Annotated in this window: 31 protein-coding genes and 1 tRNA gene; 18 read left to right on the plus strand and 14 right to left on the minus strand. The window is 67.7% G+C overall.

Going from position 1 to position 26,302, the window contains the following annotated elements:
* Positions 1–45: 45 nt before the first annotated feature.
* The 6 genes from glnT to ACPCJR_RS11955 all read left to right on the plus strand — a co-directional run bounded on the left by glnT (position 46) and on the right by ACPCJR_RS11955 (position 5,334).
* On the plus strand, positions 46–1,344 hold the full coding sequence (glnT, locus tag ACPCJR_RS11930) for a type III glutamate--ammonia ligase (protein ID WP_391512108.1): 1,299 nt from the start codon (positions 46–48) through the stop codon (positions 1,342–1,344).
* A gap of 167 nt (positions 1,345–1,511) precedes the next feature.
* Positions 1,512–1,997, plus strand: a complete 486-nt coding sequence (locus tag ACPCJR_RS11935) for a hypothetical protein (protein ID WP_391512107.1) — start codon at positions 1,512–1,514, stop codon at positions 1,995–1,997.
* 130 nt (positions 1,998–2,127) lie between these two features.
* Positions 2,128–2,202, plus strand: a tRNA-Gly gene (locus tag ACPCJR_RS11940).
* Between the two features lie 723 nt (positions 2,203–2,925).
* Entirely contained in the window at positions 2,926–4,218 is a 1,293-nt protein-coding gene (locus tag ACPCJR_RS11945; RefSeq protein ID WP_162940504.1) for a hypothetical protein, read from the plus strand.
* 2 nt (positions 4,219–4,220) lie between these two features.
* Positions 4,221–4,412 (plus strand): hypothetical protein, encoded by a 192-nt coding sequence (locus ACPCJR_RS11950; protein ID WP_239681436.1) that lies wholly within the window; start codon positions 4,221–4,223, stop codon positions 4,410–4,412.
* A gap of 34 nt (positions 4,413–4,446) precedes the next feature.
* Positions 4,447–5,334, plus strand: a complete 888-nt coding sequence (locus ACPCJR_RS11955) for a DDE-type integrase/transposase/recombinase (RefSeq protein ID WP_108939651.1) — start codon at positions 4,447–4,449, stop codon at positions 5,332–5,334.
* Here the strand turns inward: ACPCJR_RS11955 and ACPCJR_RS11960 are convergent.
* The gene (locus tag ACPCJR_RS11960) at positions 5,318–5,968 is read right to left on the minus strand and encodes a RusA family crossover junction endodeoxyribonuclease (protein ID WP_108939650.1); all 651 of its coding nucleotides are present in this window, start codon (positions 5,966–5,968) and stop codon (positions 5,318–5,320) included. The two genes, ACPCJR_RS11955 and ACPCJR_RS11960, sit on opposite strands and share 17 nt — an antisense overlap.
* Before the next feature lie 100 nt (positions 5,969–6,068).
* Between ACPCJR_RS11960 and ACPCJR_RS11965 the strand changes: the two genes are divergently transcribed.
* From ACPCJR_RS11965 to ACPCJR_RS11995, 7 genes are all read left to right on the plus strand, one after another.
* Positions 6,069–6,443, plus strand: coding sequence for a hypothetical protein (locus ACPCJR_RS11965; protein WP_162940503.1), 375 nt, complete (start codon positions 6,069–6,071; stop codon positions 6,441–6,443).
* Between the two features lie 32 nt (positions 6,444–6,475).
* Positions 6,476–7,000 carry a hypothetical protein gene (locus ACPCJR_RS11970; protein WP_162940502.1) on the plus strand — a complete coding sequence of 175 codons (525 nt, stop codon included), beginning with the start codon at positions 6,476–6,478 and terminating at the stop codon, positions 6,998–7,000.
* Between the two features lie 103 nt (positions 7,001–7,103).
* Positions 7,104–8,708 carry an AAA family ATPase gene (locus tag ACPCJR_RS11975; protein WP_108939647.1) on the plus strand — a complete coding sequence of 535 codons (1,605 nt, stop codon included), beginning with the start codon at positions 7,104–7,106 and terminating at the stop codon, positions 8,706–8,708.
* Positions 8,709–8,719: 11 nt separating this feature from the next.
* Positions 8,720–8,956, plus strand: coding sequence for a hypothetical protein (locus ACPCJR_RS11980; protein WP_108939646.1), 237 nt, complete (start codon positions 8,720–8,722; stop codon positions 8,954–8,956).
* A gap of 26 nt (positions 8,957–8,982) precedes the next feature.
* A complete protein-coding gene (locus ACPCJR_RS11985) occupies positions 8,983–9,492 on the plus strand; it encodes a hypothetical protein (protein WP_108939645.1) in 510 nt (169 codons plus the stop codon).
* A 141-nt stretch (positions 9,493–9,633) separates the two neighbouring features.
* Positions 9,634–10,011, plus strand: coding sequence for a hypothetical protein (locus ACPCJR_RS11990; protein WP_108939644.1), 378 nt, complete (start codon positions 9,634–9,636; stop codon positions 10,009–10,011).
* On the plus strand, positions 10,008–10,463 hold the full coding sequence (locus ACPCJR_RS11995; RefSeq protein WP_108939643.1) for a hypothetical protein: 456 nt from the start codon (positions 10,008–10,010) through the stop codon (positions 10,461–10,463). Before ACPCJR_RS11990 ends, ACPCJR_RS11995 begins: the two co-directional genes overlap by 4 nt.
* A 199-nt stretch (positions 10,464–10,662) precedes the next feature.
* Here the strand turns inward: ACPCJR_RS11995 and ACPCJR_RS12000 are convergent, their stop codons facing one another.
* From ACPCJR_RS12000 to ACPCJR_RS12020, 5 genes are all read right to left on the minus strand, one after another.
* Positions 10,663–10,935: a hypothetical protein gene (locus ACPCJR_RS12000; protein WP_108939642.1), complete on the minus strand. Its 273-nt coding sequence runs from the start codon at positions 10,933–10,935 to the stop codon at positions 10,663–10,665.
* The gene (locus tag ACPCJR_RS12005; protein WP_108939641.1) at positions 10,935–11,147 is read right to left on the minus strand and encodes a hypothetical protein; all 213 of its coding nucleotides are present in this window, start codon (positions 11,145–11,147) and stop codon (positions 10,935–10,937) included. The genes ACPCJR_RS12000 and ACPCJR_RS12005 overlap by 1 nt, the downstream gene beginning before the upstream one ends.
* A gap of 56 nt (positions 11,148–11,203) precedes the next feature.
* Complete coding sequence (locus ACPCJR_RS12010) at positions 11,204–11,392, minus strand: hypothetical protein (protein ID WP_108939640.1); 189 nt, start codon at positions 11,390–11,392, stop codon at positions 11,204–11,206.
* Positions 11,393–11,641: 249 nt separating this feature from the next.
* Positions 11,642–12,142 carry a hypothetical protein gene (locus ACPCJR_RS12015; RefSeq protein WP_108939639.1) on the minus strand — a complete coding sequence of 167 codons (501 nt, stop codon included), beginning with the start codon at positions 12,140–12,142 and terminating at the stop codon, positions 11,642–11,644.
* The gene (locus ACPCJR_RS12020; protein ID WP_108939638.1) at positions 12,139–14,019 is read right to left on the minus strand and encodes a hypothetical protein; all 1,881 of its coding nucleotides are present in this window, start codon (positions 14,017–14,019) and stop codon (positions 12,139–12,141) included. Before ACPCJR_RS12020 ends, ACPCJR_RS12015 begins: the two co-directional genes overlap by 4 nt.
* A 352-nt stretch (positions 14,020–14,371) precedes the next feature.
* Here ACPCJR_RS12020 and ACPCJR_RS12025 point away from each other — a divergent pair, with 352 nt between their 5' ends.
* Positions 14,372–14,809, plus strand: coding sequence for a hypothetical protein (locus ACPCJR_RS12025; protein ID WP_162940501.1), 438 nt, complete (start codon positions 14,372–14,374; stop codon positions 14,807–14,809).
* Between the two features lie 411 nt (positions 14,810–15,220).
* On the opposite strand, the gene qatD is transcribed toward ACPCJR_RS12025, so the two are convergent.
* From qatD to ACPCJR_RS12055, 6 genes are all read right to left on the minus strand, one after another.
* On the minus strand, positions 15,221–16,018 hold the full coding sequence (gene qatD, locus ACPCJR_RS12030; RefSeq protein ID WP_108939636.1) for a Qat anti-phage system TatD family nuclease QatD: 798 nt from the start codon (positions 16,016–16,018) through the stop codon (positions 15,221–15,223).
* Positions 16,019–16,037: 19 nt separating this feature from the next.
* Positions 16,038–17,414, minus strand: coding sequence for a Qat anti-phage system QueC-like protein QatC (gene qatC / locus ACPCJR_RS12035; protein WP_108939635.1), 1,377 nt, complete (start codon positions 17,412–17,414; stop codon positions 16,038–16,040).
* Positions 17,411–18,289, minus strand: coding sequence for a Qat anti-phage system associated protein QatB (gene qatB, locus ACPCJR_RS12040; protein WP_391516830.1), 879 nt, complete (start codon positions 18,287–18,289; stop codon positions 17,411–17,413). The genes qatC and qatB overlap by 4 nt, the downstream gene beginning before the upstream one ends.
* A gap of 1 nt (position 18,290) precedes the next feature.
* Positions 18,291–20,279 (minus strand): Qat anti-phage system ATPase QatA, encoded by a 1,989-nt coding sequence (gene qatA, locus ACPCJR_RS12045; RefSeq protein WP_108939633.1) that lies wholly within the window; start codon positions 20,277–20,279, stop codon positions 18,291–18,293.
* A gap of 266 nt (positions 20,280–20,545) precedes the next feature.
* Positions 20,546–20,767 carry a hypothetical protein gene (locus ACPCJR_RS12050; protein WP_182556145.1) on the minus strand — a complete coding sequence of 74 codons (222 nt, stop codon included), beginning with the start codon at positions 20,765–20,767 and terminating at the stop codon, positions 20,546–20,548.
* Positions 20,746–20,943, minus strand: a complete 198-nt coding sequence (locus ACPCJR_RS12055) for a hypothetical protein (RefSeq protein ID WP_162940498.1) — start codon at positions 20,941–20,943, stop codon at positions 20,746–20,748. The genes ACPCJR_RS12050 and ACPCJR_RS12055 overlap by 22 nt, the downstream gene beginning before the upstream one ends.
* A gap of 374 nt (positions 20,944–21,317) precedes the next feature.
* On the opposite strand from ACPCJR_RS12055, the gene ACPCJR_RS12060 reads away from it, so the two are divergent.
* The 4 genes from ACPCJR_RS12060 (at position 21,318) to ACPCJR_RS12075 (ending at position 24,191) form a co-directional block, all read left to right on the plus strand.
* On the plus strand, positions 21,318–21,806 hold the full coding sequence (locus ACPCJR_RS12060; protein WP_091950927.1) for an RNA polymerase sigma factor: 489 nt from the start codon (positions 21,318–21,320) through the stop codon (positions 21,804–21,806).
* Positions 21,806–22,522, plus strand: a complete 717-nt coding sequence (locus tag ACPCJR_RS12065) for an anti-sigma factor family protein (RefSeq protein ID WP_091950929.1) — start codon at positions 21,806–21,808, stop codon at positions 22,520–22,522. Before ACPCJR_RS12060 ends, ACPCJR_RS12065 begins: the two co-directional genes overlap by 1 nt.
* Positions 22,523–22,645: 123 nt before the next feature.
* Positions 22,646–23,857, plus strand: a complete 1,212-nt coding sequence (locus ACPCJR_RS12070) for a molybdopterin-dependent oxidoreductase (RefSeq protein ID WP_108939631.1) — start codon at positions 22,646–22,648, stop codon at positions 23,855–23,857.
* Between the two features lie 13 nt (positions 23,858–23,870).
* Entirely contained in the window at positions 23,871–24,191 is a 321-nt protein-coding gene (locus ACPCJR_RS12075) for a cytochrome c (protein WP_174804894.1), read from the plus strand.
* A gap of 49 nt (positions 24,192–24,240) precedes the next feature.
* Here ACPCJR_RS12075 and ACPCJR_RS12080 read toward each other — a convergent pair whose 3' ends face one another.
* A complete protein-coding gene (locus tag ACPCJR_RS12080) occupies positions 24,241–25,680 on the minus strand; it encodes a YncE family protein (protein WP_108942867.1) in 1,440 nt (479 codons plus the stop codon).
* A 49-nt stretch (positions 25,681–25,729) separates the two neighbouring features.
* Positions 25,730–26,128 (minus strand): CopM family metallochaperone, encoded by a 399-nt coding sequence (gene copM / locus ACPCJR_RS12085; protein WP_091950935.1) that lies wholly within the window; start codon positions 26,126–26,128, stop codon positions 25,730–25,732.
* Positions 26,129–26,302: the final 174 nt, after the last annotated feature.

The following is a 26,302-nucleotide window of genomic DNA, read 5'->3' on the forward strand; positions in this document are numbered from 1 at the left end:
GGATGGGACCAACGAGGGTCCGATGACACCGGGAGGATTCTTGCAATGACGCATGAACTCGAAACCGCCGCCCGGGAGCGCGGCATCAAGTATTTCCTCGTGTCCTACACCGACCTGTTCGGCACCCAGCGTGCCAAGCTGGTGCCGGCCGCCGCCATCGGCAGCACCTGCCGCAACGGCGCGGGCTTTGCCGGCTTCGCTACCTGGCTCGACATGAGCCCGGCGGACGCCGACCTGCTGGCGATGCCCGACGCGGAAGGGCTGATCCAGCTGCCCTGGAAGCCGGAGGTGGGCTGGCTGCCCGCCGACCTCGTGATGAACGGCCAGGCGGTCGAGCAGGGCCCGCGCAACATCCTCAAGCGCCTGATCAAAGAGGCGGCCCGCGAGGGGCTGCAGATGAAGAGCGGCGTCGAGTGCGAGTTCTTCCTGATCACGCCCTGCGGCTCGGAGCCCGCCGACACCGCCGACCGGCAGACCAAGCCCTGCTACGACCAATCCGCCCTGATGCGCCGCTACGAGGTGATCACCGAGATCTGCGACGCGATGCTGGCGCTCGGCTGGAAGCCCTACCAGAACGACCACGAGGACGCGAACGGCCAGTTCGAGATGAACTGGGACTACGACGACGCGCTCGTCACCGCCGACCGGCACGCCTTCTTCAAGTACATGACCCGCTCGATCGCCGAGAAGCACGGCTTCCGCGCGACCTTCATGCCCAAGCCCTTCATGGATCTGACGGGCTCCGGCTGCCACGCCCACGTCTCGCTCTGGCGCGACGGCCAGAACGTCTTTGCCAACCGTTCGGACGAGATCGGCCTGTCGCAACTGGGCTACCACTTCATCGGCGGCCTGATCCACTCCGCCGACGCACTCGCCGCGCTGACGAACCCGTGCGTGAACTCCTACAAGCGCATCAACGCGCCGCGCACCACCTCCGGCGCGACCTGGGCGCCCAACACCGTGACCTATACGGGCAACAACCGCACCCACATGATCCGCATCCCCGATGGCGGACGCTTCGAGTTCCGCCTCGCGGATGGGGCGGCCAACCCCTACCTGCTCCAGGCCGGCATCCTCGCCGCCGGCCTCGACGGCATCCGCCGGAGCCGCGATCCGGGCCAGCGCCTCGACATCAACATGTACACGGACGGGCATACGGTGGAGGGCGTCAAGCGCCTGCCGCTCAACCTGCTCGATGCCCTGCGCGCCCTCGAGGCGAGCCCCGTGCTCAACGAGGCGCTGGGCGGCTTCGTGCCGAGCTACCTCAAGCTCAAGCGCCAGGAATGGGACGATTATTGCCGCCACCTCACCCAGTGGGAGCGCGACACGACGCTCGACTGCTGAGCGGCATCCGCCTCGTCGAATGAAAGAGGCGGGCAACCGCGGCCCGCGACGACGGTTGCCCGGCGGGCCGCACCGACGTTATCGAACAGCCCGTTCGGCTCACCGGTCCCCGGCCGAGCTGCTCCGGCCCCGGCGGAGCGCGCGAGGGATGACGAACGGAGCGGCCGATGCGCATGCTGGGACGCCTCCTCCTCGCGGCCTTCGCCCTGATGATGGCGATTCCTGCCGGGGCGCTGACGCTCGGTGCCGGCGTGCTCCTCGATCCGGGCCTGCGCGACGCGTTCGGCCGCCTTGGTCTCGTCGGTCTGTTCGCCGGCCTTTCGGATCTCGCGCAGGGCCTCCCGCCGGAGATGGCGGCGATGGCGATCCTGGTGCTGATTCAGGCGCTCAGCCTCCTGCTCATCCTGCCGCCCACGCTCGCGGCTCTGATCGGCGAGACGCTCGGGCTGCGCTCGCCCGTCTGGTACGGCGGCGCGACGGGCGGGCTCACCGCACTCCTGCCCTGGCTCGCCCGCGGCGGCATCCCGCCCTCCGGTCCCGCCCTGGCGGCGGAGGCGCGCCTCTCCGCGATCCTCCTCGTGACCGGGGCCGTCTCCGGCTTCGTCTATTGGCTGATCGCCGGCCGCGAGGCCGGGACGCAAACGCGGCCGTAACGTCCGCCGCATTTTTGGGGTGGACAGATGCCGGCCATCCCGTATGAAACTGAAGCTCGGTGCCGTCCCCGGACCTCCGGTCCCTCGGCAGCACCCTCCGGTTCGCGGAGCGCTTCGTGAGCAACCGGATGCGGGCGTAGTTCAGTGGTAGAACGTCAGCTTCCCAAGCTGAATGTCGTCGGTTCGATCCCGATCGCCCGCTCCAATCCCCTCAAGCACTTAGCCGGGGACCGTGGTACGCCAGAAACCGAGCGTACCACCAGCGTACCACCATCAGACCAGATGCACGGGCCTTGCGGCGCGCCGATTCGAGGGCGATCTTCCCCGGCATGCGGGATGGCAAACCCCTCGTCACGCACCCGCGAAGAGGGACCGGAGGCCGCTCCGGGTAGTGGGTCAGTTTGAAATCCGCCTCGCTTGACCCGGCCTTGGTCCCGGCGGGTGCCCGTGGCATGGTCGGGGAATGATACTGGAAGCCGAAGCAAAACAGGGCGAAGCCTGGACGCCAGTCAGCCCGGCTGAAGCCACGTCGCTGAGCGGAGTACCCCTCCGCTGCCCAGCCTGCCACGGGGCTGTTGCGCCCTGGACTGGCGTCGGCGGCAAACCGCACTTTGGGCATCTCGTTGCGCATACGGGCTGCAAGCTCGCCTACAATTTCGCCGGCACCCAAACCCGTCACCCGGACGCGCTGCTATGACCACTCCCAGGCGTCCCCGCGATCCCAACCAGCTCGCCAAGTTCATCGTGGATGCAGTGACGGGCGATGAACAATCGACTCGACAACCTGAGAATGCTGTTCCAGTCTCTCCCGCAACCGAGTTCGCACGAAGCGGCGGCTTGAAGGGAGGAAGAGCGCGGGCTGAGAGTCTATCGCCCGAAGAACGCTCGCGTATCGCTCGTCAGGCCGCCGCCGCAAGGTGGCGCAAAGATGACAGCTGAAATTGCGGTTTTAAATAAGTCTGCTGTCGCGTTGGCTGCGGATAGCGCCGTAACAATTGGCAGAGGTGCGTCGGCAAAAATCTACAATAGCGTCAGCAAGATATTTGAACTACATGAGTCTGCTCCAGTAGGAATAATGATTTACGGCAGGCTTGATTTTATGGGCCTACCCCTCGAGACAATCATTAAAGAATACCGACGACAGTTGAGTACAGACACTTTTCCCAAGATAGTCGATTATAAAGATGACTTTATAAAATACCTGTCCGGGAAAGTGCCGGTAGACAAGCCTGATAAAGATCAAATCGTGCTCATGATTACTGCTGATATCATTGAGGAGCTCACCCAAAAAATCGATGAAAAAATTTATCAGGAGATAGACCGCCAAGGTAAGTACCTGAAGAGCAAAAATAATATTATAGCTCAGGGGGTGATAAAAGAAAAAACAGATGAACTTGGTGTCTTGAAAAGATTGCCCTACGCCTCCAAGGCGTATATCGGAATGATTGAGGCTGATTACGGCCCTTCGATAAATCGAGCTGTGTCGCTATTTTTTAATCGAATAGTTCCAAGTCAGAAAACAAGGGAAGCTCTTCATAAGTTAGTGGTTATGGCTTTATCGTGTGAGCACCTTTCATCTTACAGCAGTGGCGTCGTTATTGCGGGGTTTGGCGACGACGAAAGGTGCCCGTCCTTAGAACGATTTGAAATGGAAGGAATAATCGGCAACAATTTGAAGTACGTAGAAGGGGCATCGGTTGATGTAGGTCGCCGCGGTCCCCACGCTGAGGCTCTTGGATTTGCTCAAAGTGATATGATCGACCGCTTCATGCACGGCATTGATCCGGAGCTCTACGAGTTTAGCCAGGAAATCATAAAACAATCAATTGAGCAGATTTCTGAGGAACTTATTGCAGCATTCACAGGTAGCACTTCAACGGGCACTGGCCTCCCGGCGGCCGTTGTGTCAATTATAGAAAAAATCAAGGCCGACCAGCTGAAGGAGCTCGAAGCGTACAAGCAAAAAGAGTACACCAAGCCTATCTTCGATATGATTAGGCACATGCCAAAACAAGAGCTTGCCAATATGGCCCGTGCACTCATTGAGCTTACCTCGCTTAAGCGCAAGGTTTCTAGGGAGCAAGAGTCAGTTGGTGGTGATGTTGATGTTGCCGTTATATCAAAGTCAGAGGGGTTTGTTTGGGTAAAGAGGAAGCACTATTTCCCGCCGGAGCTAAACTCTCGGTTCTTTGCGCGGAGATATAAACAAGCGGAGAATTAGTAATGACGGCAAAGCTTCTCAAAACGGGCACTAAGGATGAGAATGCTGTGGAAATTCCGCGTGATCTGCAGACATTTCTTGACAAGCCGTCCGTCTCTGCGTCGCTTGACGCTGAGCTTGCAACAAAAAGCGTCATGGATCGTCATCGCAACGAGCTGCGAAGCGCGGTAAGGAAATTGACCCATTCTGCTTGACAGACAAGCATAAGGGTCATATTGAAGGAGGGCCATGAACAAGCTCTCCTCGGCCGACCGTGCGCGCGTCCTGCACCTCCTCTGTGAGGGCATGTCGATCCGCGCGGTGGTGCGGACGACGGACATCAGCAAGAACACGATTGCGAAGCTGCTCGTGGACGCTGGCAAAGCGTGCGCCGCCTACCACGACGAGCACGTTCGGGGCGTTCAAGCGAAGCGGGTGCAGGTCGATGAGATTTGGGCCTTCACCCACTGCAAGCAGAAGAACGTAGCGACCGCCAAGGCGTCGCCGGACGATGCTGGCGACGTGTGGACGTGGACGGCCATTGATGCCGACACCAAGCTCGTGCTGGCCTACCTCGTCGGCGGCCGGGACGCCGAGTACGCTAACGCGTTCATGCTCGACGTGGCGGATCGGCTGAAAGGCCGGGTGCAGCTCACGTCCGATGGGCACAAGCCGTACCTCGAAGCCGTTGAGGGCGCGTTCGGCGCGGACATCGATTTCGCCGTCCTACAGAAGACCTATGGCACGGCTCCTGAGGCCAAACAGGGCCGCTACAGCCCGCCGATCTGCACGGGCGCCATCAAGCGTCAGATCGAAGGCCAGCCCGATCCTGAGCACGTCTCCACGTCCTACGTGGAGCGCCAGAACCTCACGATGCGGATGCACATGCGCCGCTTCACCCGGCTCACGAACGCATTTTCTAAGAAGGTGGAGAACCACGCCTACGCCGTGGCGCTGCACTTCATGTATTACAACTTTGTCCGAGTCCACGCGAAGCTGCGGGTAAGCCCTGCGATGGCGGCGGGCATCACCGACCGGCTTTGGGAAATCAGCGATATTGTGGCGCTGGTCGAGGCAAGAGATGCGGGGCCAGCGAAGCGTGGCTCCTATAAGAAATCTGTTAGACATCCGGTTTAGTCGTTGGGAAAAGATTGCGCATTTCGTCGAAGCTTTTCACATTAAATGCCGTAATCCGAGTTTTGTGAAACAAGCGCTGAATAGGGAGCATTCTTCTTAGAGTATTATAGTCCGCTCCATTTTGCTCAAGATAGTTTCTTGTCTTTATATGACCGCTTAGAGCGTCAAGGAACAAACTTACCGCCTTTGGCGGCAGCTTTTCATTCAGTGGAAAATACATCTGCTTCCACATATTGACGAACACAAGCCCGCCCTTTTGCACTGTGCCTTCCAGCAGTGGGCTGACTGTGACGATGGCATGCTCTGACTCATCGGTATCTACCCAAAAATTACGAATACTTTGCACCTGATTGTCATCAATCATCAGGCCATTTGGGCCTGTCATAACATCCAGTAACGGCTTTACTACGTTATCTATGTCAGCGGATCTGTCGGTTTCGTAGCGATTTTGTTCATGGAGAAACAATTCGATAGTAATCTCAACATCGTCCGAAAATAAAAATGGTATTTTATTGAGTTCTTCAGAGGTTGATTTAAGTAAGCCCTCCCGCCGCTGCTTCTTGCCTTGTTTTGAAAGTGGGGCATCGTTCAATCGGAAGCTGATGCTCCGTTTGTTGGCGTGGATTATGCCCATAGGTAGCTCCGCATCAATCGCGCCATGCTACCGCATGCCTCGTGGGAGACAAAAATTCAAACTGACCAACTACCCCGCTCCGGCACACCTCGACAACGCCATGCGTGCTATCCCGGGCGCCATGGAGATCACCCGCATCCCCGCCGAGGACCTCGCCGCTCGCCAAGCGGACCTGCTCGCGCCCGACGCGAGCGTCTGGGCCGGCACCGGGTGGCGCCCCATCATCGACGAGGCGCTGGCGGCGCTGGCCGGGCATCCCGTCGTCGTCACCGCCGTGCGGGACCACGGGGCCGGCCTGCGGCTCGGCGTGCGCCCCCGGGAGGCGTGGACGGACGAGGCCTACGCCGTCGCCGGGCGCGTCGTCGACAGCGCCCGCGACCGCAGCCGGGAGACGTGCGAGGCCTGCGGCGCGCCCGGCCGGCCGCGCATCCCCGGGCCCGGCGTCCGGTGCGACGCGCACGCGACGGAGCGCTAGCGCCAGACCCTGGCCGTGCTATCCCGGGCGCCATGGAGATCACACTACAGTACGTGGACCCGGAGCTCTGGCCCCGCCCCGAGGGATGGACCGCCGTCGGGCTCGTCGGCCACCTCGCACTCGCCTACGACCCCGAGCGTCAGCCGTTCCTCGTCGGCGAGGGCGAGCCGATCCCGCTCGAACGCGACGTCGTCAACCACGCCCTGGTCGCCGCGGTGGATCGCGCCGGGATGAAAGTCTGGCCGGGCGGCTGGACGCATGCGCTGCCGGCCGCCTTCGGGCTCAACAAGCGCACGACGCAACGCGACCGCATCGAGCGCCAAGGGCTCCACCCGGCGGTCCTACTGGCCCTCGGCCAAGCCGCCACCCACTCCGACGCGGACGGCATCGGCGGGCTCCTCGTCGCCATCGCGTCCTACGCCGACCGGTACGGCGACGGCTATGGCGATCTAGGAGTAGCCCTAGACCGCGCGGAGGACGCCGCGGGCAAAGCCGCCGACATCCTGCGCAGCGTCCGCAGGCCCAGGAGCTTGCGCAACCGCGATGGATTCGGATGACGATCCTTCAGGCGGTAATGTCCCGTTAACAGGTAGGCGTTATCAGGGGTGCTCGTCCCGGCTCGGTATTTTGCCGTCACTGGGGCCATCGGAGTGTCCCGGAATGAAGAAGCCCCCCAGGGCGGCTTTCGCGCCGACGCGCGAGCTCTACGCCTGCACCGCATCCCTCATCAACGACAGTATCGCCCAAGACGGCGCCGCATGGGTCCGCCACGCGCGCGCCATCGGACCGAAGCTCGACTTTGCCGGCGACACGCCGACGGACCGCGTCGTCGACGAGTTCCTCGCCGGCGTCGCGCGGACGTTCGCCGACTGCTTGGCCGCCGGTGAAACGCCGGAGGCCAAGGCGTTCCTTGGCCGGCGCCTCGTCGACCATCTCCACCTCGGCGAGCAGGTCCTCGCCGACGAGGACGGATTCGACCGCCCCGGCCTGCCGGAAATCCTCGGGCGCCTCGCCTTCTACGCTCTCGCGCTCGGCATGCGGCAGGCGCGCCAGTACGCGCACGACCGCGCCATCGAGCTCGCGCGGATGTCGCCGCCGGGCGACGCGATGCACTACGTGGCGCACGGCTTGAGCCTGCTGACGCCGCTGCACCCCTGCTTCCTGGCCTCCGAACTCTCGCCGCGCGGGCTATGCCTCGCCATGAGCCACGCCCTCGCGCTCGGGCTGGAGCACCTGCCCGGGATCATGCCGGCCGCGGCGGCCGCGCCCCTCGACGTCGAGGAGGAGAACGAGGACTGCCAGGGCATCGTCCGCTGGCGTCAGGGCCCCCCGCCGCGGCCGCGTCCCAAGGCCGAGCCGTTCGCCAAGGCCGCGGAGCCTGTCGAACCCGGCGCGGTCATCTTCCCAGCGGAGATGATCGAGCGGCACAAGCCCGACCACAGGCGGGACATCAAGGCTGCCCTCGGGCCGGCCCTGGGGGCGCACCTGCGCCACGTCCCGGTCCCGCGGGATTGGGCGGCCTGGGCGCGGGAGCGGCAGGAGGGGTTCCCTTGGGCAGGGGAGGCCATCGAGGCCTTCCGCGAACTCCAGGGCAACCGGGAGCACTTCGGCGGCGCCGTCCTCGGGCTGGTCGGCACGACCGGCTGCGGGAAGTCGACCCTTGCGGCGGAGCTCGTCACGAGCAGCGGCCTGCACCTCGTCCGCTACAACGCAGACGCTGCGAGTGAGAACTCCTTCCTGGGCACCCCCGCAAGGTGGGTCTCGGGCCACCTGGGCATCCCCGAGGATGCCCTGGCGAAGGCCATGGCGACGTCGGCCGGCGTTATGGTTGACGAATTGGAAAAGGCCTCGGGTTCGCGCAACTCCAACGGGGGGCGTCTCCACGATGGGTTGCATGGCGTTTGGGAGGATTCGACCGCACGTGCCTGGCACTCGCAGTTCCTCCTTCACCCCATCGACGTCAGCCGGCTCGTCTACGTCTGCACGCTGAACGACGACACGCTGCCCGCGACCCTTCGCGACCGCATGCGTCTGGTTCGGGTCCCGGAGCCCGGTCCGGAGCACCTCGGCGTCCTGGCGCCCCGGCTGGCCCGGGCGGTCTGCCGGGATACCGGGCAGGACGAGCGTTTCGGCGACCTCGACGGCGACGAGCTCTCGGCCCTGGCCGACGCCTGGCGGGGGGGCTCGATCCGCCGCCTGCGCCGCCTCGTCGAGATCTGTCTCCGGAGCCGCGAGAGCGGCCCCGCGGCGATGCCCCGCCACTGAGGCGGTTCGCCGTGACGCTCCTCCAGCCACCCAGCCACGCGGGCCAGCTCCGCGTCAGCAGCGTGCTGCTCGCCTCGGCGCTCTCCCGCGCCGGCGACGACGCCCTTCTCGCCGACGGCGTCCGCGTCGTCGCCGACATGGCGGCCCGCGTGGCCGCCGGCGAGCTCGACGCCGAGGCGGCCGCCGCCGACGCGGGCCGCCTCGCCCGCTCCCTCACCCGTTCGGGATCGCGCCGCGACCCCGCCTGACGACCTTCCCACCCAAGGAGAAAACCATGGCCGAACCCAACAAGAAGCGGCGGCGGGCGCCCCTTGTCACGTCCGCAGACTGCGAAGCACTGCAGGCGGTCTACGCCCTCTCCGCCAACGCCGTTCATCGCATCGACGCCGCCGCGCGGGCGGGCATGATCTGCGAGCTCCTGGCGGGCGCGCACATTAAGCGCGTCGTCCGCGCGATCCGGCTGGCCGTCCGCGGGCAGATGCCGCCGGCCCAGGCCGCGCTCGAAATCGCGCAGTCCGAGTACGAGGCATCCCGCAAGGCCCCGCTGCATGCCCATGACGAGGCCACCAGGCCTGCCGTTCGCGAAGCGGTGCGCCAGAAGCCCGTTCAGCAGCCGCCGTGCCCGCCCCAGCCCTTGCGTCGGCTGCATCTGCCGACGCCCAACCCGGCGTGGCACATGAAGGAGCAGGGCGACGAATACGACCAGGCCATGGAGGAGTACCTGGCCATGGTCCCCGATGGCCCTTTCGAGGACGACGAGCCGGACGACCGCAATGCCGCGTAGCGCCGCTTCCGCCGCGGCCGCCCGAATAGGACGGCCGATCCCGGGCGCGCGTTCGTGCGCGCCCCGACCCGGCCAGCCCGGCTCCTCCATCCCCGGCGCGTCCCCCCGCGCCGCCGTCCCGCCCCTCCCGGAACGCCCGCCATGACCACCGAGAACCCGTCACCCGTGCACGTATTCTGGAACCGGGCGCGCCGCGTCTGGTCCATCCGCAGCGGCCGTTTGGTCGTCGACCGTCGCCCCTCCCTGGCGCTCGCCGGGTGCGTCATGCGCGCGAGCGAGGCCGGCCGCCTCCGTTGCCAGGCGGCGGCGCGTCGCGAGGTCGTCGCGACCATCGTCGGCACCCTGTCCGACGGCGCCCGGCCGGCCGACGCCATCCGCATCGGCTACCGGCCGACCGAGCCTGGCTTCCGGCGCCGCGACACGGACGAGATCGTCACCTCCGCCGACGCCGTCTGGTTCGAGCCGGACGGCACCGCCTGGGCCCTCGCCCCCACCCCTTCCCCGGAGACCCACCAGTGATCACGACCCTCCTCGACCACGTCGCCATCCGCACGGTCGTCATCCCCGTCATCGCCACGGCCTACGCCGCGACCATCCCGCCGAAGGAGAAGCCCTTCCCCTCGACCGGCGACCGCTTCCTCATGTCCGTGCGCGGGCCCGTCGCTGGTGGCCGCGCGGGATTCGCTCGGGTCTACGCCTCCCCCGCGGGCCGGGACCGCTGGACGACGACCGTGACGTGCGGGACCGTCGACGCGCGAGGCCGCGAGCGCATCGAGCTCCAGGCCCCCGGGGAGGCGTGGCGCGACCGGGACGGGCTCGGCGGGACATGGACGCCCCTGGGCGGCGGCGGCCGCTACGGAGAGCGCCAGCTACGCGTCTGGTCCGTCACGCGCCAGGACGGCCTCGACGTGACGGTGGCGATGGCCGGGCCGTGCCCCTCCGGCGCGGGCGACGTCTCTTCGGGCGACTGAGGCCCTCGTGCCCTGGCGCTAGGCACGGGATCCCCGATCATCCCCGGCGGAGGACCTTGGCATGGACAGGACGTTCGCGACGACGCTGGCGCTGTGCGCCCTGGGGCTGGCGGTGACGGGATGGGCCGCCGTGCGACCGAGGCGACGGCGCCGGCGACCGCGGCGAGCCCGATCAGGGCGGCAAGGGGCTTCCGGCGCATCAGTCCGCGTCCCGCTCGGCATGGAGCCGGAACTCGCGCAGACGGTGCCTCAGGGTGCGGTGCAGGCGGGCGTTGGCGCGCTGGTAGTCCTCGGGCTCCCAGCCGGCGTAGAACTCGGTCTCGGTCGCGACCGGGACGAAGAACAGGAGCCGGTCGCCGGAGACCCGCGCCACGGACGCGGTCGCCGTCAGCTCGTGCCCGTCCGGGACGGCCCGGCAGGTTTCGTCGCCGATCTTCACCAGGCTGAAGTAGAGGCGGCTCGCGGGGACCATCAGGCGTCCCCCCGCGGAGGCTGGCAGGCATGGTAGCCCTTGCCGCGGACGACGGCGCGAAGGTCGCCCTCGGCGCGGGCGGTGGCGACGACGCAGTAGACGGCCTTCCGCGAGAGGCCGAGAACGGCGTCGATGGTGGTGGCGGACGCGTCGGGCCGGGACGACCAGGCGTCGAGCACGGCGTCGCGGTGGGGAGCCCGGGGCGCGCCCATTAGTGCACCGCCCCGGCCTTGGGGAGGACGAGGCCCTGCATGGCGAGGATCGGGTCCTACCCGAGGCAATCGCAGAACCAGAACAGGCGCTCGAAGCCCAGCCGGCGCAGGCGGTCCGGGCAGCGGCTCTTGATGTCGCTGAGGTCCCGGCGGAGCTGGCCGATGTTGCCCACGCTGTCGCCGAGGGCCACGCGGACCTGCTCGGTCGTCATCCGGGAGACGATGGGGGCGATGACGTTCGCCATCGCGACCCGCGCGCTCAGGCTCGACGGCGAGCGGCGCTTGCGCGGGTCGTCCAGCCGGTTCGGGGGCGCGCTAACGCCAAGGGCGGCGGTTTGATCTATGCAGGAACGCTGCGCGCGCGACCCGGATTCGCAAAGGGGAGCGCAACAGGATCGTGCGCGACCGCGTCGCTTTGCGCGGTCGAAACCATGCAGACGTCGGAAGGACGGGCTCGCCTAACCTTGGCAGCCCGTCCCCGGGGCGCGTCAGCCTCAGACGCGCGCCGCGGCCTCCCAGGACCACGGGGCGGGCGCCGGCAGGGCCATCAGCCGCACGCGCGCCCCGTCGAGGTCCCTGCTGGGTGGCCCGAGCGCGAGGATCACGAGGCTGTCCGCACGCTCCCGGGCATCGTCGTCGGGCTCGCCGGCGAGCAGTTGCCCGGCCGAGACGAGGGCGCGACGCGAGGCGCCGCCCCGTTCGTCGTCCCAGGCCCCCAGGGCGGCGTACTCGCCTTCGCCGCGCCATCCTTTCAAGATCATGCGCAGGGCAGCATGGCCGGCGGCCGCGGCGGCCGCGGCGGGCGGGGCCGGGAGCGGCGCGTGGTTCTCAGTGAGGTAGGTGACGCGCCCGTAGCGGTACTGCCGGCGACCGTGGGGGTTGGCCGGCTTGGCGCCCCCGTACCAGGCGTCGAGGGCGCGCTTGCGGGCAGCCTGGAGGGCGCGGTGCCGCAGGAGGTCGTCGCTGACGTGGTCGATGACGAGGGGGCGGTTCATGCCTCGCCTCCCGGGAGCAGGTGCCGCAGGAAGTCCGGGACGTCGGCGTAAGCCTCGTCGGAAACGATGACGCCCGCCGGGCCGGTAAGGGCCGAGCGGGCGTCGGTGTCGTCACAATGGGGTGCAATGCTCCGAACAAGGACATCATAGCCCTCGACCGGGCTAGCCACAACAGCACCGGCCCCGACGTCACCGCGAGCGCACGCGTCAATGGACCCGGTCGAACCGTAAGGGTTTTCAGGGCGGGTCTTGGCGGGGCGCGGGGCGGCCTTGTCGAACCCCGTCCGCCTCGACGGCTTGCGGGGACGGCCGGGCTTGGCCTTGGCCGCGGGCTTGCCGATGGCGGCGACCTGCCGGGCTTCGCGCTGCGCCTTCTCGACCTGCGCGACCGACACGCCCTCCTCGGCGGCGACGGCGGCAACGGTCATGCCTGCTGCACGCTTGGCCAAGGCCCGCTGCCCGAGGGCGAGGCGCGCGGCCTGCGTCGCGTCGCGTGGCTTGGCCCCGGCGGCCTTGCGGCGGCCTTGCGACCGCGCCGCCTCCCGCTCCCGCTTGACGCCGTCGGAGAGGAGAACCCGCAGGTCGAGGTCCTTGTCCTTCATCTCGGCCACGGTCACGCCGAGGTCGCCCACGAGGTGCCGCGGGTTCAGCTTGTACCGGGGGTCGCTGACCTTGCCCCCGCCGCGCGGGTCCATGCGTCCTGAGGCGGCGCGCTGGGCCTTGCGGACGGCGGCCTTCGCATATCCCCGGGCCTCCCGCTTGGATAGGCCGCAGAGGGGCGCCAGACGGTCGACCTCCGCTTCGAGCTCGCGGACGGTCATCGTCCATGCGGCCGCCTTGACGAGCGAGAACAGCCACAGGTCGCGCTCGCCGCGGTGCACGGGACGGCCCCGGAAACGGCGCTCAAACAGTCTGGTGAGGTCCCGGTGGACGGCCCGCGCGAACGTCTCGTAGGTCAGCTTCGGGGGAGGCACCACGATCCCAGCGGCCTTCCTGGCGGCCCGCTTCTCCGCCTTGGCGGCGCGCTCGCGGGCCTGGGTCTTCCGGTGCGCGGCGACCTGCTGGGGCGTGTACGGCAGGACCGCCGCCCGCAAGACGTCGAAGGCGTAGCGCTCAAGGTCCCCGAACGTCGTCGGCCAGACGATGCGGGCCGGCACCGAGTTTTTCTCGTTCTGCACCCCCGGGAGCTTGAACGCCATCGTCGGGTTCGAGGCGCCGCGGTCGGGCCCGAAGTCGTCGAACTCGGTCAGGATACGCTTCTGCATGGCTAGCCAGACCGGCAGGGCCGAGGGCGACTGCCGGGTGTGGAGCCAGGACACGAGCAGCCCCTGGCCGCTGGCGAGGACGTAGGACGGCATCGGCCACCCGAGGTCCTCGCACCGCTCCACCACCGCGGCGGCGACCTCCTCCGGCGGGCGCCCGCGCCAGGCCACGCGGTTGTAGTAGTCGAGGTCGACCCAGCAGGCGTTCAGCCCGGCCAGGTTCCAGGTCGCCTTGCACGGGGAGAGCCGGTGCGCGTCCGGGTCCTTCGGGTCGCGCCGGAACGAGTTCATCGTGATGGAGAACGGCTCCAGGACGTCTACGACCCTGCGGAGCTCGTCCCCCGTCGCGCCGCCGTTGGCGGTCTTGTACCCCCGCGTACCGTCCCGCTTCGTGTACGTGTCGCGGTAGGCCATGACGACGACGCCGCGCGTGTCGTGGGGGTGGAGCATGGCCGCGTAGGACGGCCCGCGCATGTTCTCGGTTCTGAGGTCGGCGAGGCCCGGCTCGAACACGGCCGTCGGCTGGCGGCGGTAGCCGAGCGGGCTATCGAACGCGCTGAAACGCCCAGGGCGGGCCGCCTGTGCCCCTTCCGGGGCGAGGATGGTGTCGGACAAGTTCGAAGCATCTCCCGTCTGGAGAGGCTCGCGAGGCACCCCTGCCCACGAACCCCCGGCGCCGCGCAAATCGACCGGCATGGGGATGGTGCAGCTCACGACTGCACAGGTCAAACGGGTGGGACGGCTCGTCCCGTTCTAAGAGGAGGACCCAGAGACTCCCCCTTCGGGGGAGCATAGTTATTGACCCGGTCGAACCGTAAGGGCTCGCGGACGCGGGACGGGATCGTAGGAATTCCGGACGGGCGCAAGGGTTTGACGTGGGACGAGCACGAACCGTGCCCCGGGAAAGGCCATTCGATCCTCGCGACGCACCTGGTGGGATGCATGGTCGAGAAGCAGGATGGTCCCCATGACCGACACCGCCCCTTCCCGCGAGACGTCCGCCGCCGCCCGCCGCCGCATCGCCGCCGCCGACCGTGCCCGCGAGTGGCGCGAGCGGCAGCGCGAGACCGAGGCCGCTCGCGTCGCCGAACTCGACGCCCTAAAGGCCGAGGTCACGTCCCTACGAGCTGAGCGCAACCGGCTGCAGGCCGCCCTCGGGAAGCCGGGCGCCACCGGCATCGACGAAGACCTGGCGCGTGCCTTCGTCCGGATGGGTGGTATCCGCCGGTCCGCGGCCGGCCCGCTCGCTATCGCCAACCCGAAGGTCGACGTAGCCGACGTCATTGCGGTTGCCGGCTACATCCGCTCCGGCGGCCGCCCTGCGGGACAGACGGCCTTCGACGCCGCCCGAAAGCGCGTCCTGGAGCGGCTTGCGCAGTTCCTCCCAAGCCCCGGCGAGGCGTAGGGACATCACCGATGAGAAGTGGCGGATGAAGTTGGGCTTCCTCAAGGAGCCGCCGCCGTTCGCCGAGGTCTTCGTCCTGCCCGGTCCGTCAAGCTCACGGGAGGCGCGATCTCGGAGGAGATGTGCGACCGGCATGAGGAGGCACTGCACGGGAACTCGCAGGCCGCGGTGCGGGGCCTGACCAAGGCCGTTAACGCGTGGGCGCGTGCGATTGACGCCTTCATGGCCGAGCGGATTGACGCCGAGCGCTGGCGGCGCGACCGCTTCCGCAGGCTGATGCGTAGCTAAGGGACCGGACGGCCCCCCCCCCGGGGGTGGCGCGTCACCCCAGGGTTGGTGCGCTGCCGTGACGTCCTGAGGTCGCGTGGATCGACGCCGCGCGGTGACGGCGCGACCGTAGCCCGAAAGCCGTCAGGCGAGCTTCGCAGTGGCACCTTCGGAGCGAACCTGTGCGTTGGTGGGGCTACCCGATGAAAGTGCCTTCAGGTTGACCAGGAGGTTCACACGGCATTCCTCGATTGGAACTTGAAGTGCCTCAGCCAGCCTGGTGACCGCGCGCTCGACGTCGGAGGGCCGACGGGGTTGGCCGCCCTCGGCCGTGAAAGGGCCGTCGGTCTCCGTCAACAGCCTGTCGGCCGGAAGGCCCCTAACCAGCTTCCGCCCCCGTTCGGTCGCTAGCATCTCGCTGTTGACCGAGAAGAAGCAGCCGAGGCCGGCGGCCCGTGCGGCCTCGGCCACGGAGCCCGTGAACCAGTGGAGGATGACCGTCCCTTTTGAGGGCGGCAGGTGCTCCTCGACCATTTCGAGCACTTGGCGCGCGGCTCGCACGGAATGGACCGAGAGGATCTTCCCGCCCTCCGAGGCGCATGCCTTCAGGATGCGCCCGAACACGTCCTTCTGCCGGTCGAGGCTGCGGTAGTGGCGGGGGCTTGCGTCGAGCCCGACCTCGCCGACATAGCGGGCCTCGGGCAGGTGGCGTTCCCAGACGTCGATTTCCCGCCACCGCTCCTCTACGAGTTGCGGGTGGAGACCGAGCCCGGCTCGGACGTATCTGGTGGTCGCGGCGAGGTCGCGGTTCCGCCGCCAGGCGGCAGGCGTCGTGGTCACCGCGAGGGTGTAGACGCCCTCGCGGTCGCACTCCGCGACCAACCTCTCGAAGTCCGGGTAGAGGTCCAAGTGGCAGTGGAAGTCGATCAGGCGCCCCGTCACGTTCGTTCCGGCATCGTCGCTAGGAGGTTGTGACGCCCTGCAGCAGGCGACCGACCTCCCTCATACCACGCTCGTAGACGCCGATCAGTCCGTCGAGGTTCGCGACATCCTCGCGCAGCGGCCCCGGCTTATGGACGAGGATGCGGGAAAGCCCCGGGTCGCGGGAAAGCCGGTCGAGTGCGTACTGGTACCCGCGGATCTGCTTTCCATCCTTCTTCTTCGCCGAGAGCGGTTGGGCGGTGAGGTCCTCACAGCGGTATCCAGTCGGGTCGTTCCCGGTGCCAAGGGCCGCCTCGATGGCGGCCCGCCGGATGATGCATGGGACGCAGGTGCCGCAATGGTTCTTGCCATCTCGGTTAAACCGCTTGACCGAGGGATGCGCACACGAGACCGAGAGCGGTATCAGGTCCCGCAGGATGCCAAGCATGGCGCATCCCGCCACCATCTCGCCTTTCGTACAATCCCAATACGGGTTCGTGACGGTGCCCGGGATACCCACGGCACGCAGGAGGTCGTTCCAGCGGCGAAGGTAATACGGGTGCGTCGTCCGCGTGCTGTTGGAGCCTATCCGCGTGGGGTCGAGCGGCACGTTCAGTGCGATCAGTCCGTTCTCCGGGATGCGGATGTCGAATGGCCCCGTGAGCCCGGAGCCCGCGAATGCACCTAGCGCAAGGAACAGGAACGACCGCCCCCTCGTCGAGTCCTCGCTGCCGGCGATCAGCCCACGCTTGAAGGCCAGCGAGTACCGCAGCCCTGTCAGCGGCCCCTTCCGGTTCGTGGGCCGTGCCCCTGCGACGGCGTCCACCATCGCCTGGAACAGCGCTCCCTGTGGGCCACTGACAGCGCCGTCTCCCCGGTGGCTCACGAAGAGCGGGTGGGCATGTCCGGCCAGGGTGTCCAAGGCCCCGATCAGGCTATCGAGGCCGCCCGAGTAAAGGGAGACGCCATCGAAGTCGGGGGCATCGACGTTCGGAAGGGCGGCGGGTGAGACGCTGGCGAACGCTTGCGGCCGGGGACGGAAGCGCGCCTCCCAATGGTCGCCCGTCAGGAAGCGCAGCATCCCCTCCAGCACAGGTGCAGCAGCTTGCCATCGGGCGGGATCGGACACTGGAACCTCCAGCCGCAACTCGCGGGTCCACGCGTCCTGCGCGTTGGCCGCCCGGCTGACGCGGGTGTCGAGGGCGTGAACCAGCACGGCCACCACCATGAGGTCGACCCCGACCTCGGTCGGCCTCACGCGCAATTCCCGCAGGTCGTCGAGGGCTTGGCCAATGCTGTGCTGGAGCTGTCGGTTGCCATTCACCAGATCGAGCCGGGCATGGGCCACGCCGTCCTCGACCGGGGGATCATACTGGTCGGAGGGGCCGAAATGCCCCACGAGCGCGTGTCGCGTCATTCGTCCGCCCCCTCGGCTGCCTCATCGCCCCGGTCGCCGAGAACCTCCGCGGCACGCTCGAAGATGGCGTCGATCTCCGGCCTCAGGTCCGCCTCGCGGAAGTCCCCGCCGAACTCCTCCATCGCCTCGGCGACGCAGCCGCGGACGAAGTCCTTGAGCCCCTTCTCGACGGCGCGGATCTCGTCGGGGTTCGCCGGCAGAGTGATCATGCCCGTGCCGATGGCCGTGACGATGCGCTGGTTGACGGCATTGGCGATGAACTTGCCGACGATGTCCTTGACCGTCTCGGCCGACGGTTTCTCCAAGTCGGGCGGCTGGTCCTGCATGACCTCGTTCACCGCTTCAAGGTAAGCCTCACGGGCGTGGGCGTCGTCCAGGTCACCGTCCGGTGGACAGATGTGGTCGACGAGCGCGGCGTAGATGTCCTGGATCGGGCGGTCGGCCAGATCGCCGAAGTTGAGCGTGCGGACGACCTCGCGGATGCCTCCCGGCGCCGCGGAGGCCCGAGACAGCACGTCGGCCAGGCTGGATACCGCCGAACGCTCCGCCGCCATCCGCCGCGACGTCGAGGTCGCTCCGCCGCCCGTCCGCTTCACGTAGGAGGACACGGCCCTGCCGAGCGCCCGCCGGTCGCTCCCGCCGGATTTCGTGAACCAGGTGAAACTCGACCGCGGGCCGGTGTAGCGAAGGGGTGGGTCCTTACCCTGTTGCGGCTGGCCCGGTCCTGGCTCGCCTGCGCCGGGGGGAGGGCCGCCCGCTCCCGACGGGGCGGGCCCGGCTCCTCCCGCGTCGCTACCGCCGGCGCCTCCCTCGACCCAACTCGGGATCAGGGGATTCCCGTTCTTGCCGCCCCCGAAGGGCGTGGAGGTGCCCACCTCAAGCCCCCCTTCTCGCAGCCCTCGGAGGTGCCAGGGCGGTGGCCGCCGCCCGCTTCAGCCGAAGGTTGCTGGAAGCCGCCCAGCGCGTGAGCAGCGCCCGAAGCCTCTCCTTGACCCGCTCTTCCTTCACCATGGTGTGGCCCGTCGCGGCCCAAAAGCCGAGCTTGTCCACCGGCAGGTCGTTGAGCATCTCGACGTATTGGGCCTGTAGGCCGGCGTGCTCGGTCGTGAGCACGGCGACCCCGTGGAAGGCATCCGGTTTCTGCTCTAGGGAGCTCGATGAGATCACCCGCGCCCTCAGTTCCCTGAAGACCTCGCTGACCTCCGGCGGCGCCAAGGTCCTGACCTCGGCGGCGGCGGACTGCGCGGCCATCTCCCCCGACGAGAGCTTGGCCACGAGCTTGCGCAGCTTCTCCGGAAGAGGGGCCGAGCCGGAGACGAAGTTCTTCCTGTCCTTGATGACGAACAGGTACGGCTTCAGGGAGGTGGCGCCCAGGGCGGGCTTCACCTTCGCCCAACGGATGACCTCGGGGCGCATCTTCCAGTCGGCCACGATCGAGCCGGTCCTGTCGTCGCCCCCGTCTCCACTTGCGCCGGCCGGGGGCCTGGCATCGCCTTCACCGTCCGCGAACGCCTCGATCTCGGCGAGCTCGGGGCAGATGCCGTCGCGGGCATTCGCCGCGGTCGTCGCGATGTGAGAGAACACGGCCTCAGGCAGGTAGAGTTCCGCCAGCATCAGCTTGGCGAGGTGCGACTGGCTGATCGCGTCGCCGAAGTTCCGCGCCCTCGCCACCTCCAGCCGGAGCGTCAACGCGTTCAGGAAGCGCTTGACCTGCCTGGGATTGCCCTTGGTCCCCGCGGATAAGACCGGGCTGATTTGGTCGGCGGTGAGTACGACCTCGGAAACTCGGTCGTAAGTGGCTCCCAGCGCGGTCCTGACGGCCTCCGGCGTGAAGACCTCGGTGTCCCAGGGCTTGGAGAGTGCATCCCGGCCCAGCGCCATCAGGGCGCCGAACTCGCGCGCATTCTCGCCCAGGGTCCCGCCGACTAGGAGAAGCGTCACGTAAATGTGGGTCTCGGTGTCGCCGAGGGCCGGGATCCTGAACGGCACCTGAAGCAGCTTCTCCAGGTAGGCGCGCGAATAGCCGTTGGCGGGTTGGTTGTCGGGCAGGTCGGGGAAGTGCTTGCGGACGGCGTACTCGATCATGCCCTCGTCGGCGCCCACGATGAACGCGGTCTTGTCGAGGAACACGAAGAGCCTGATCGCCTCTAGGGTCTCGATGGCGGTCGCGGGGAGGCACCGGTCGAGGTCGTCCACCAGCACGACCAGCCGCTCGATCCCGGCCTTCGCGATCAGCTTCTTGAAGGACTTCCGGAAGTCGCCGATCTCCTTCGGGACGCTGTAGCCCTTCTCGAACCTCCCTTCGGGTTTCTCCTCGTCGCCACCCTCCTTCCTGAGGTCCTGGATCTCCTTAAGGGCCTGATCGCGCTCCTCGCTGTTCGTTGCCTTCTCCTTCACCCACTCGACCGCCGAGCCCAGCAGCTCGTCGAAGCCGAATGCCGGGATGCCGGTGACAGCGGTGAAGGCCAGGGTGCCCGCCTTCTTCGCGAGCTTGAGCTTGTCGACGCTCTTGAGGGCTTCCTTGACCTCGTCCGTCGCCTTCGACCAGAGGGACCGGTTCTCGATGAGGCCCAGGAGCACCCCTTCGATCAGGGCGATCTTGGCGTCTTCGAAGCCTTGGAACTGCCAGCCGTTGAACTTGAGGCAGAGGACCTTCCCATCCTTCGATAGCCCATCTGCGACCATCTCCAGGACGCTGGACTTGCCGGCACCCCAATCGCCGTGAACGCCCACGGAGATCGCGTGCTCCGACTTCTCGCTGATTAAGCGGACGATGGTCTTGGCGATGGCCTCGTTATTGAGTAGGTCGACCTTGGTTTCGACGTCGCTCAGGTAGCCGAGAGATGGCGTCGATGCTGCCGTCATTGCATCCCCCTCGCTCAGCCTGGGCCTTTTCGGGCGGCCAACAATGGGTGAGCGTGTCGAAGGGTTTAACGACTTATGAAACGTTAAGGTTGCATGTCAAAATCACCTTTTGTTCCGCCTTGGCCGATAGTGGCTCTTGGGTACGGCGAGCGGGGTCTGCTCGGGCGTGCGGACGTGGTGTTCGATGGATGGCCACGTAGTTCATGCAGGTCGCCTCGCCGCTAGGGGAAGCGACACCTTTTACAGGCTTTGCACCCTCGGTCGTGTCAGATGAAGTAGCGGTAGTCGCCCTGGACGTCGAAACCTTGGGGGACGTGCTTGAGGATGCGCCCGACCCGCCGGGCAGCCTGCAGGGTTATGGGAGAAGCACCGTCGAACTGGGTCGAGTTCCAGTTCATCTTGGTCAGGGCCAGAGTCTCGGCGGCAAGATCGTGGCTGCTGGTGTCGTTCAGGTGCGGCCGGAGCATCAGCGGCCTGGGGACACGCATGCCTGGATAGGTCTTATCTTGAGCAGGCGCACATCGAGCAGGCCAATTAGCGCTTCTCCAAGGCTGACCTTGCTGCCAACGAGCAAGAGGCGAACGAGCATCTCCGCGACGACACCCTTGCTCATGCCAACCTGATAGAGGCCAAGGCCGCTGCGCACCAGGCCGAGGTCGACCACCTCAGGGCCGGCGCGCAGGCGGCCGCCCCGGAACCGGTCTCTGCGCCCGCGCCGCGCGATCCGCCAACCACGGAGGCCGCCTTCATGTAGAAGTCACACCTTAGTTCGTTCGGCTTCGCGCCATGAGCGGACATCAACTCGATACCCGGAACCGGACATTCAGCTTCGCGCCCACCCCGGTCTTAAAACCGCATCCTCACAATGCCTGAAAGCAGACATACGAGCTTGCAATCGATTGTTCAGCAACAGCAACGCTCCGAGTAGCGCTGCAGAGGTGTAAGGCCTCCCGACATCCACAACCATCGACGACCGTTGCGACTCTGTGTGGACATGCATCGATGTGCTATGGAGTGCGGGGAGGATGACACATCAGGATGCGGTCCATCGGTGAGCACCTCGTCGAAGCGTGGCCGCGCCTGTTCCGCTACGCGCTGACGCTGACGCGGGAGCCCGACGCCGCGCGCGACCTGATGCAGCAGAGCGCCCTCAAGGCGCTCTCGACGGGGACGACGCCGAGCGAACCGCGGGCGGCCCGCGCCTACCTGTTCCGGATCGTGCGCCACGCCTGGATCGATCGGCTCCGCCGGAACCGGACCCGCCGCGAGGACGATCTCGTGGATTGGCCCGACGAAGGGTTCGACGACCGCCTGATTGAGGCCATCGCCGTGCGCCAGGCTTTCGCCACCCTCGATGCACCCTGCCGAAAGGTCGTGACCTGCGTGGACGTCGAAGGCCTGAGCTACCGGGAGACCGCCAAACGGCTCGGCATTCCCGTCGGCACGGTCATGAGCCGTCTGCACAGGGCGAGGCGGATCATGCTGCACCGGATCGCCGAGCCGTCCGATGGGAGCGAGGGGCCGTGATGCGCTGGGAGACCCTCAATGCCTACGTCGATGGGGAACTTGATGCGAAGGACCGGCGCGCGGTCGCGGAGACGCTGGCCCGCGATCCGGTCCTGGCCGCGCGGGTCGCGACCCTGACCCGGCTGAAGCAGGGGGTGAAACGGGAGGTGAAGGCTGCGGTCGTGCCGCCCCCGCGCGCGCCGATGGCCCGCGCCTCCCTCGGATGGGCGTGCGCCGCGGCCCTGGTCGTCCTCGTCGGCACCGGCTGGCTGGCCCCGTCGTCTCGCCCGCCGGCCGACGCCGCGCGCGCGGCCTTCATGGCCTGGAGTGCGGCGGGCGCACCCGCGAACGCCATGCAGCCCGCGGGCGGCCTGAACGGCTTCCCCCTCGATCTCGGGGCGGCGGGCTTCCGCTTGGTCTACCTGTCCGAGGGTGACGGTTCGGCTGGCCGGCTTGCCGGTTACGAGGGGCGTCACGGCTGCCGGCTCGCCGTCTGGAGCAGGCCGTCGCGCGGGCAGGCCGGACTCGAGATCGCGCAAGGGGACCGCGACCTGCGTGTGGCGCGCTGGGACAGCAAGGGGCGCCGCTATGTCCTCCTGTCCGAGACGGTGCCGGCCGAGCGCTTCGCCTTGCTGGCCGAGGCGGCCGTGCTCCTCACCGAACCGACCAAGACGGACCGCCTGCGGCTCGCCCTGGACCGGGCCACCGGCCTCTCTGAACGCCCCTGCACCGGCTGACCGGCGCGGGCCGCGGAATTTATTTCGACCCGCCGCGAATAGACCGGGGGCGACGTGCGTCTCCTCCTCCGCACGTCGCGGGCCCGGTCGCCGGAGTCACGCGCGAAACCGGGGAGGAATCGGATGCTCGACAGACGCGATCTCATCAGGCGGGCGGGTCTCACCGCCCTGGCGGGCCTCGGCGGCGGCAGCTTCGCGTCGTTGCGGGCACTCGCGGGCGACACCACCACGCTGCCCTTCGGCAACGGCGAGCGGCCCCTGGTGGCCTATCCGGGCAAGCGCCCGCTGCTCCAGATGACCGCGCGCCCGCCGCAACTGGAGACCCCGTTCTCGGTGTTCGACGAGGGCGCCATCACGCCCAACGACGCGTTCTTCGTGCGCTACCACCTCGCCGACATCCCGACCGAGATCGACCCCGAGACCTACCGGGTCGCGATCAAGGGCCATGTCGAGAAGGAGGTCTCGCTCTCGCTCGCCGACCTGAAGGCGATGCCGACGACCGAGATCGTCGCGGTCAATCAGTGCTCGGGCAACTCTCGCGGCTTCTTCGAACCGCGCATGGCCGGCGGGCAGCTCGCCAACGGGGCGATGGGCTGCGCCCGATGGACCGGCGTGCCGCTGAAGGCGGTGCTCGACAAGGCCGGGGTGAAGGCGGGCGCCGTCGAGGTCGCCTTCACCGGCCTTGACGGCCCGGTGATCCCGGAGACGCCGGACTTCGCCAAGTCGCTCAAGCTCGACCACGCCCGCGACGGGCAGGTGATGCTCGCCTGGGGCATGAACGGGCAGGATCTGCCCTGGCTCAACGGCTATCCCCTGCGCCTCGTCGTGCCAGGATTCTACGGCACCTACTGGGTCAAGCACCTGGAGAGCATCAGCGTGCTCGACAAACCCTTCGACGGCTTCTGGATGCAGAAGGCCTATCGCATCCCCGACAACGACTGCGCCTGCACGCAACCCGGCAAGGCGGCGGACAAGACCGTGCCGATCAACCGCTTCACCGTGCGCTCCTTTCTCACCAACCTGACCGACGGGGCGGACGTGAAGGCCGGGCGCACGCCCTTGCGCGGCATCGCCTTCGATGGTGGCTCGGGAATCAAGTCGGTGGCGGTCTCGACCGACGACGGCAAGACCTGGGCGGAAGCGCGGCTCGGGCAGGATCTCGGCCCCTACGCCTTCCGGCCCTGGACCCTCGACGCGGAGCTGTCGCAGGGGGCGCACGCGATCCGGGTGCGGGCAACCGCCAACGACGGGGCGAGCCAGCCGATGGAGCCGCGCTGGAACCCGGCCGGGTACCTGCGCAACGTGGTCGAGACCACCCGCGTGCGCGCGGCCTGAGGGAGTGACGACGATGACCCGCACCACCCTCGCCCTGACGGCGGCGCTTGCCCTCGCCACCGGCGCGGCCCTCGCCGCCCCGAAATCCTACGCGGTGCCGGAGCCGACCGCGGAGCTGCGGGCGCCGAAGGCCGGCACGCACGCGGAGGGCTTCGAGGCGGCCCAGGCGAACTGCCTCGTCTGCCATTCGGTGGACTACATCGCGATGCAGCCGCCCGGCAAAGGCGCGGCCTTCTGGGAGTCCGAGGTGACCAAGATGGTCAAGGTCTACCACGCGCCGATCGACGCGGCGCAGGCCAAGGCCATCGCCGCCTACCTCGCCGACACCTACTGAGGCGCGGCTGGAAACATGGGGCGGTCCGGCGACCGCCCCCCTCGTCCCGTCAGCGCGGTGCCTGCGTCTGGACCGTCGCGCCGGTCTCGCCGGGCTTGCCCTCGACGATGACGAGGCTTCGCCGCGCGGCCTCGTTCGCGTTCTGCGTCACCTGCCGGATCGGGCCCACGGCGTTGACGATGGCCGCGCCCACCGGGTTCGTCATGAAGGCGGCCAGCGGCTCCAGCGGCCCGGCGCCCTTCGGATCGGCCGAGAGGGCCAGCACGTAGGGCTTCTTCGGCGTGAGGCCCGTCACCGCCGCCTGCAGGGTCTGCAACACGCCCTGGTCGAACAGCGTGACCTGCGTGGCCGCCTTGCCATCCGGCCCGGCCAGCGTCAGCGTGCTCGACTGGCCCGCCGCGCCCAGCGGCTGGAGGTTCGGCGCACCCGCTCCCTCCGACACCGCGTCCGGGACGTAGGCCACCCCCTGCGGCCCCTGGCCGATCGGGATGGTGGCGATCACCGCGTTGCTGCCGGTGTCGATCACCGCGACCGCGTCGGCATTCTCCAGGCCGACATAGATCCGCGAACCATCGCCCGAGGGCCAGAGGCCGTGCGGGAGCGCGCCGGTGGGAATCGTCGCGACCTGCGAGAAGTCGTCGGTGCGGAACACCTTCACTTGGTTCAGGCCGCCGATCGTCACGTAGGCGAACTGCCCGGCCTTCGTGCGCGCGATGTTGACGTGGTTGGTGATCGGTCCGGTCTCGATGGTCTTGAGCGCCTTGAACGGCGGCGTGGCCTCGAACACCTGGACGCGGCCGACGTCCTTGAGGGTGAACCACACCTGCTTGCCGTCGGGCGTCGCCGCGATGTCGGGGCAGAACGGGCTCTCCTGCTTGATCCGCCCGACGATCTCGCGGCTCTTCACGTCGATGGCGACCGTCTCGGGGCTGAAGCTGGAGCAGACGTAGCCGTAACGCCCGTCGGGCGAGAAGATCGTCATGCCGGGCCCGTTTGGCACCGTGATCCGGCCCGTCTCCTTGCCGGTCCCCGCGTCGAGGATCGCGACGTAGTCCTCGCCGCGCACGCTGACCCAGACCTCGCGCCCATCCGGCGTGAAGAACGCCTCGTGCGGCGAGCGGCCGACATAGGTTGTGCGGCGCACAGTGTTGGTGGCGGTGTCGATGAAGCTGACCGAGTTCGAGCCGATCGAGACGGCGAGCAGGGTCTTGCGGTCGGGCGAGAAGCCCATGCCGTGGACCAGGAGCTGGCCGCGATAGAGCGGGCTCAGGTTCGCGGGCGTCGTGTCGCCGAGACGGATCACGCCTAGGAGCGTATTGGCGGCTGGGTCGATCACCGAGACCGTGTTGGAGAACTGGTCCGAGGTGTAGAACCGGTCGCGGGGGCCGACCGGCACGTCCGGCGCCGAGGCGGGCCCCGGCGCCTGGCCCGCAAGCGCGGTCCCGCCGAGGAGGGCGAGCAGCAGGGTCGCCGGAATGAGGTGTCGCATCATGAAGGTCTCTTCGCGCTGATGGTCGGGACGGGGGACGGCGATCCGCTCAGTGGTGGTGGCGGGCCGGCGGCTGCGTCGGTGGGGTCTGCGCGACCGGTCGCTCGGCGAGGGCGCGGCGCATGACCTCGATCTCCTGCGCCTGCTCGACGACGATGCCCTGCGCGAGCCGACGCAGGACCGGGTCGCGGCCGTATGCGAGTTCGGCCTTCGCCATCTCGATCGCGCCCTGATGGTGCGGGATCATCATGGCGGCGAAATCCCGGTCGGGGTCGCCGGACGGCGACACCGCCATGTCCGCGTGCATCCGCGCCATCGATTGGGCCATCATCGCATCGAAGCCGCCGGGGGCGGTCTCCGCATGCCCGGCGCGCATCATCATGCCGCCGCCCAGGACACCCCCGGCCATGAACAAGGTGATGAGGATCGCCGTCGGTGCTCCGCGCATGGTCTCTCCCGCAGTGTCGAGGTCACGCGGGGAGAGATGCCGGCCGGGCCGGGATATTCCCCGGCGCTCCCGGTCAAGCGGTCACGGATGCGTGATCGGCTCGCCGGGGCCAAGCTTGGAATAGTTCGGGCAATTCCGGCATCTCTGTTCCGAACGGCGGCACGGGCATCGCCG

It is taken from the genome of Methylobacterium sp. NPDC097929, assembly GCF_049543375.1.
GTDB lineage: Bacteria > Pseudomonadota > Alphaproteobacteria > Rhizobiales > Beijerinckiaceae > Methylobacterium.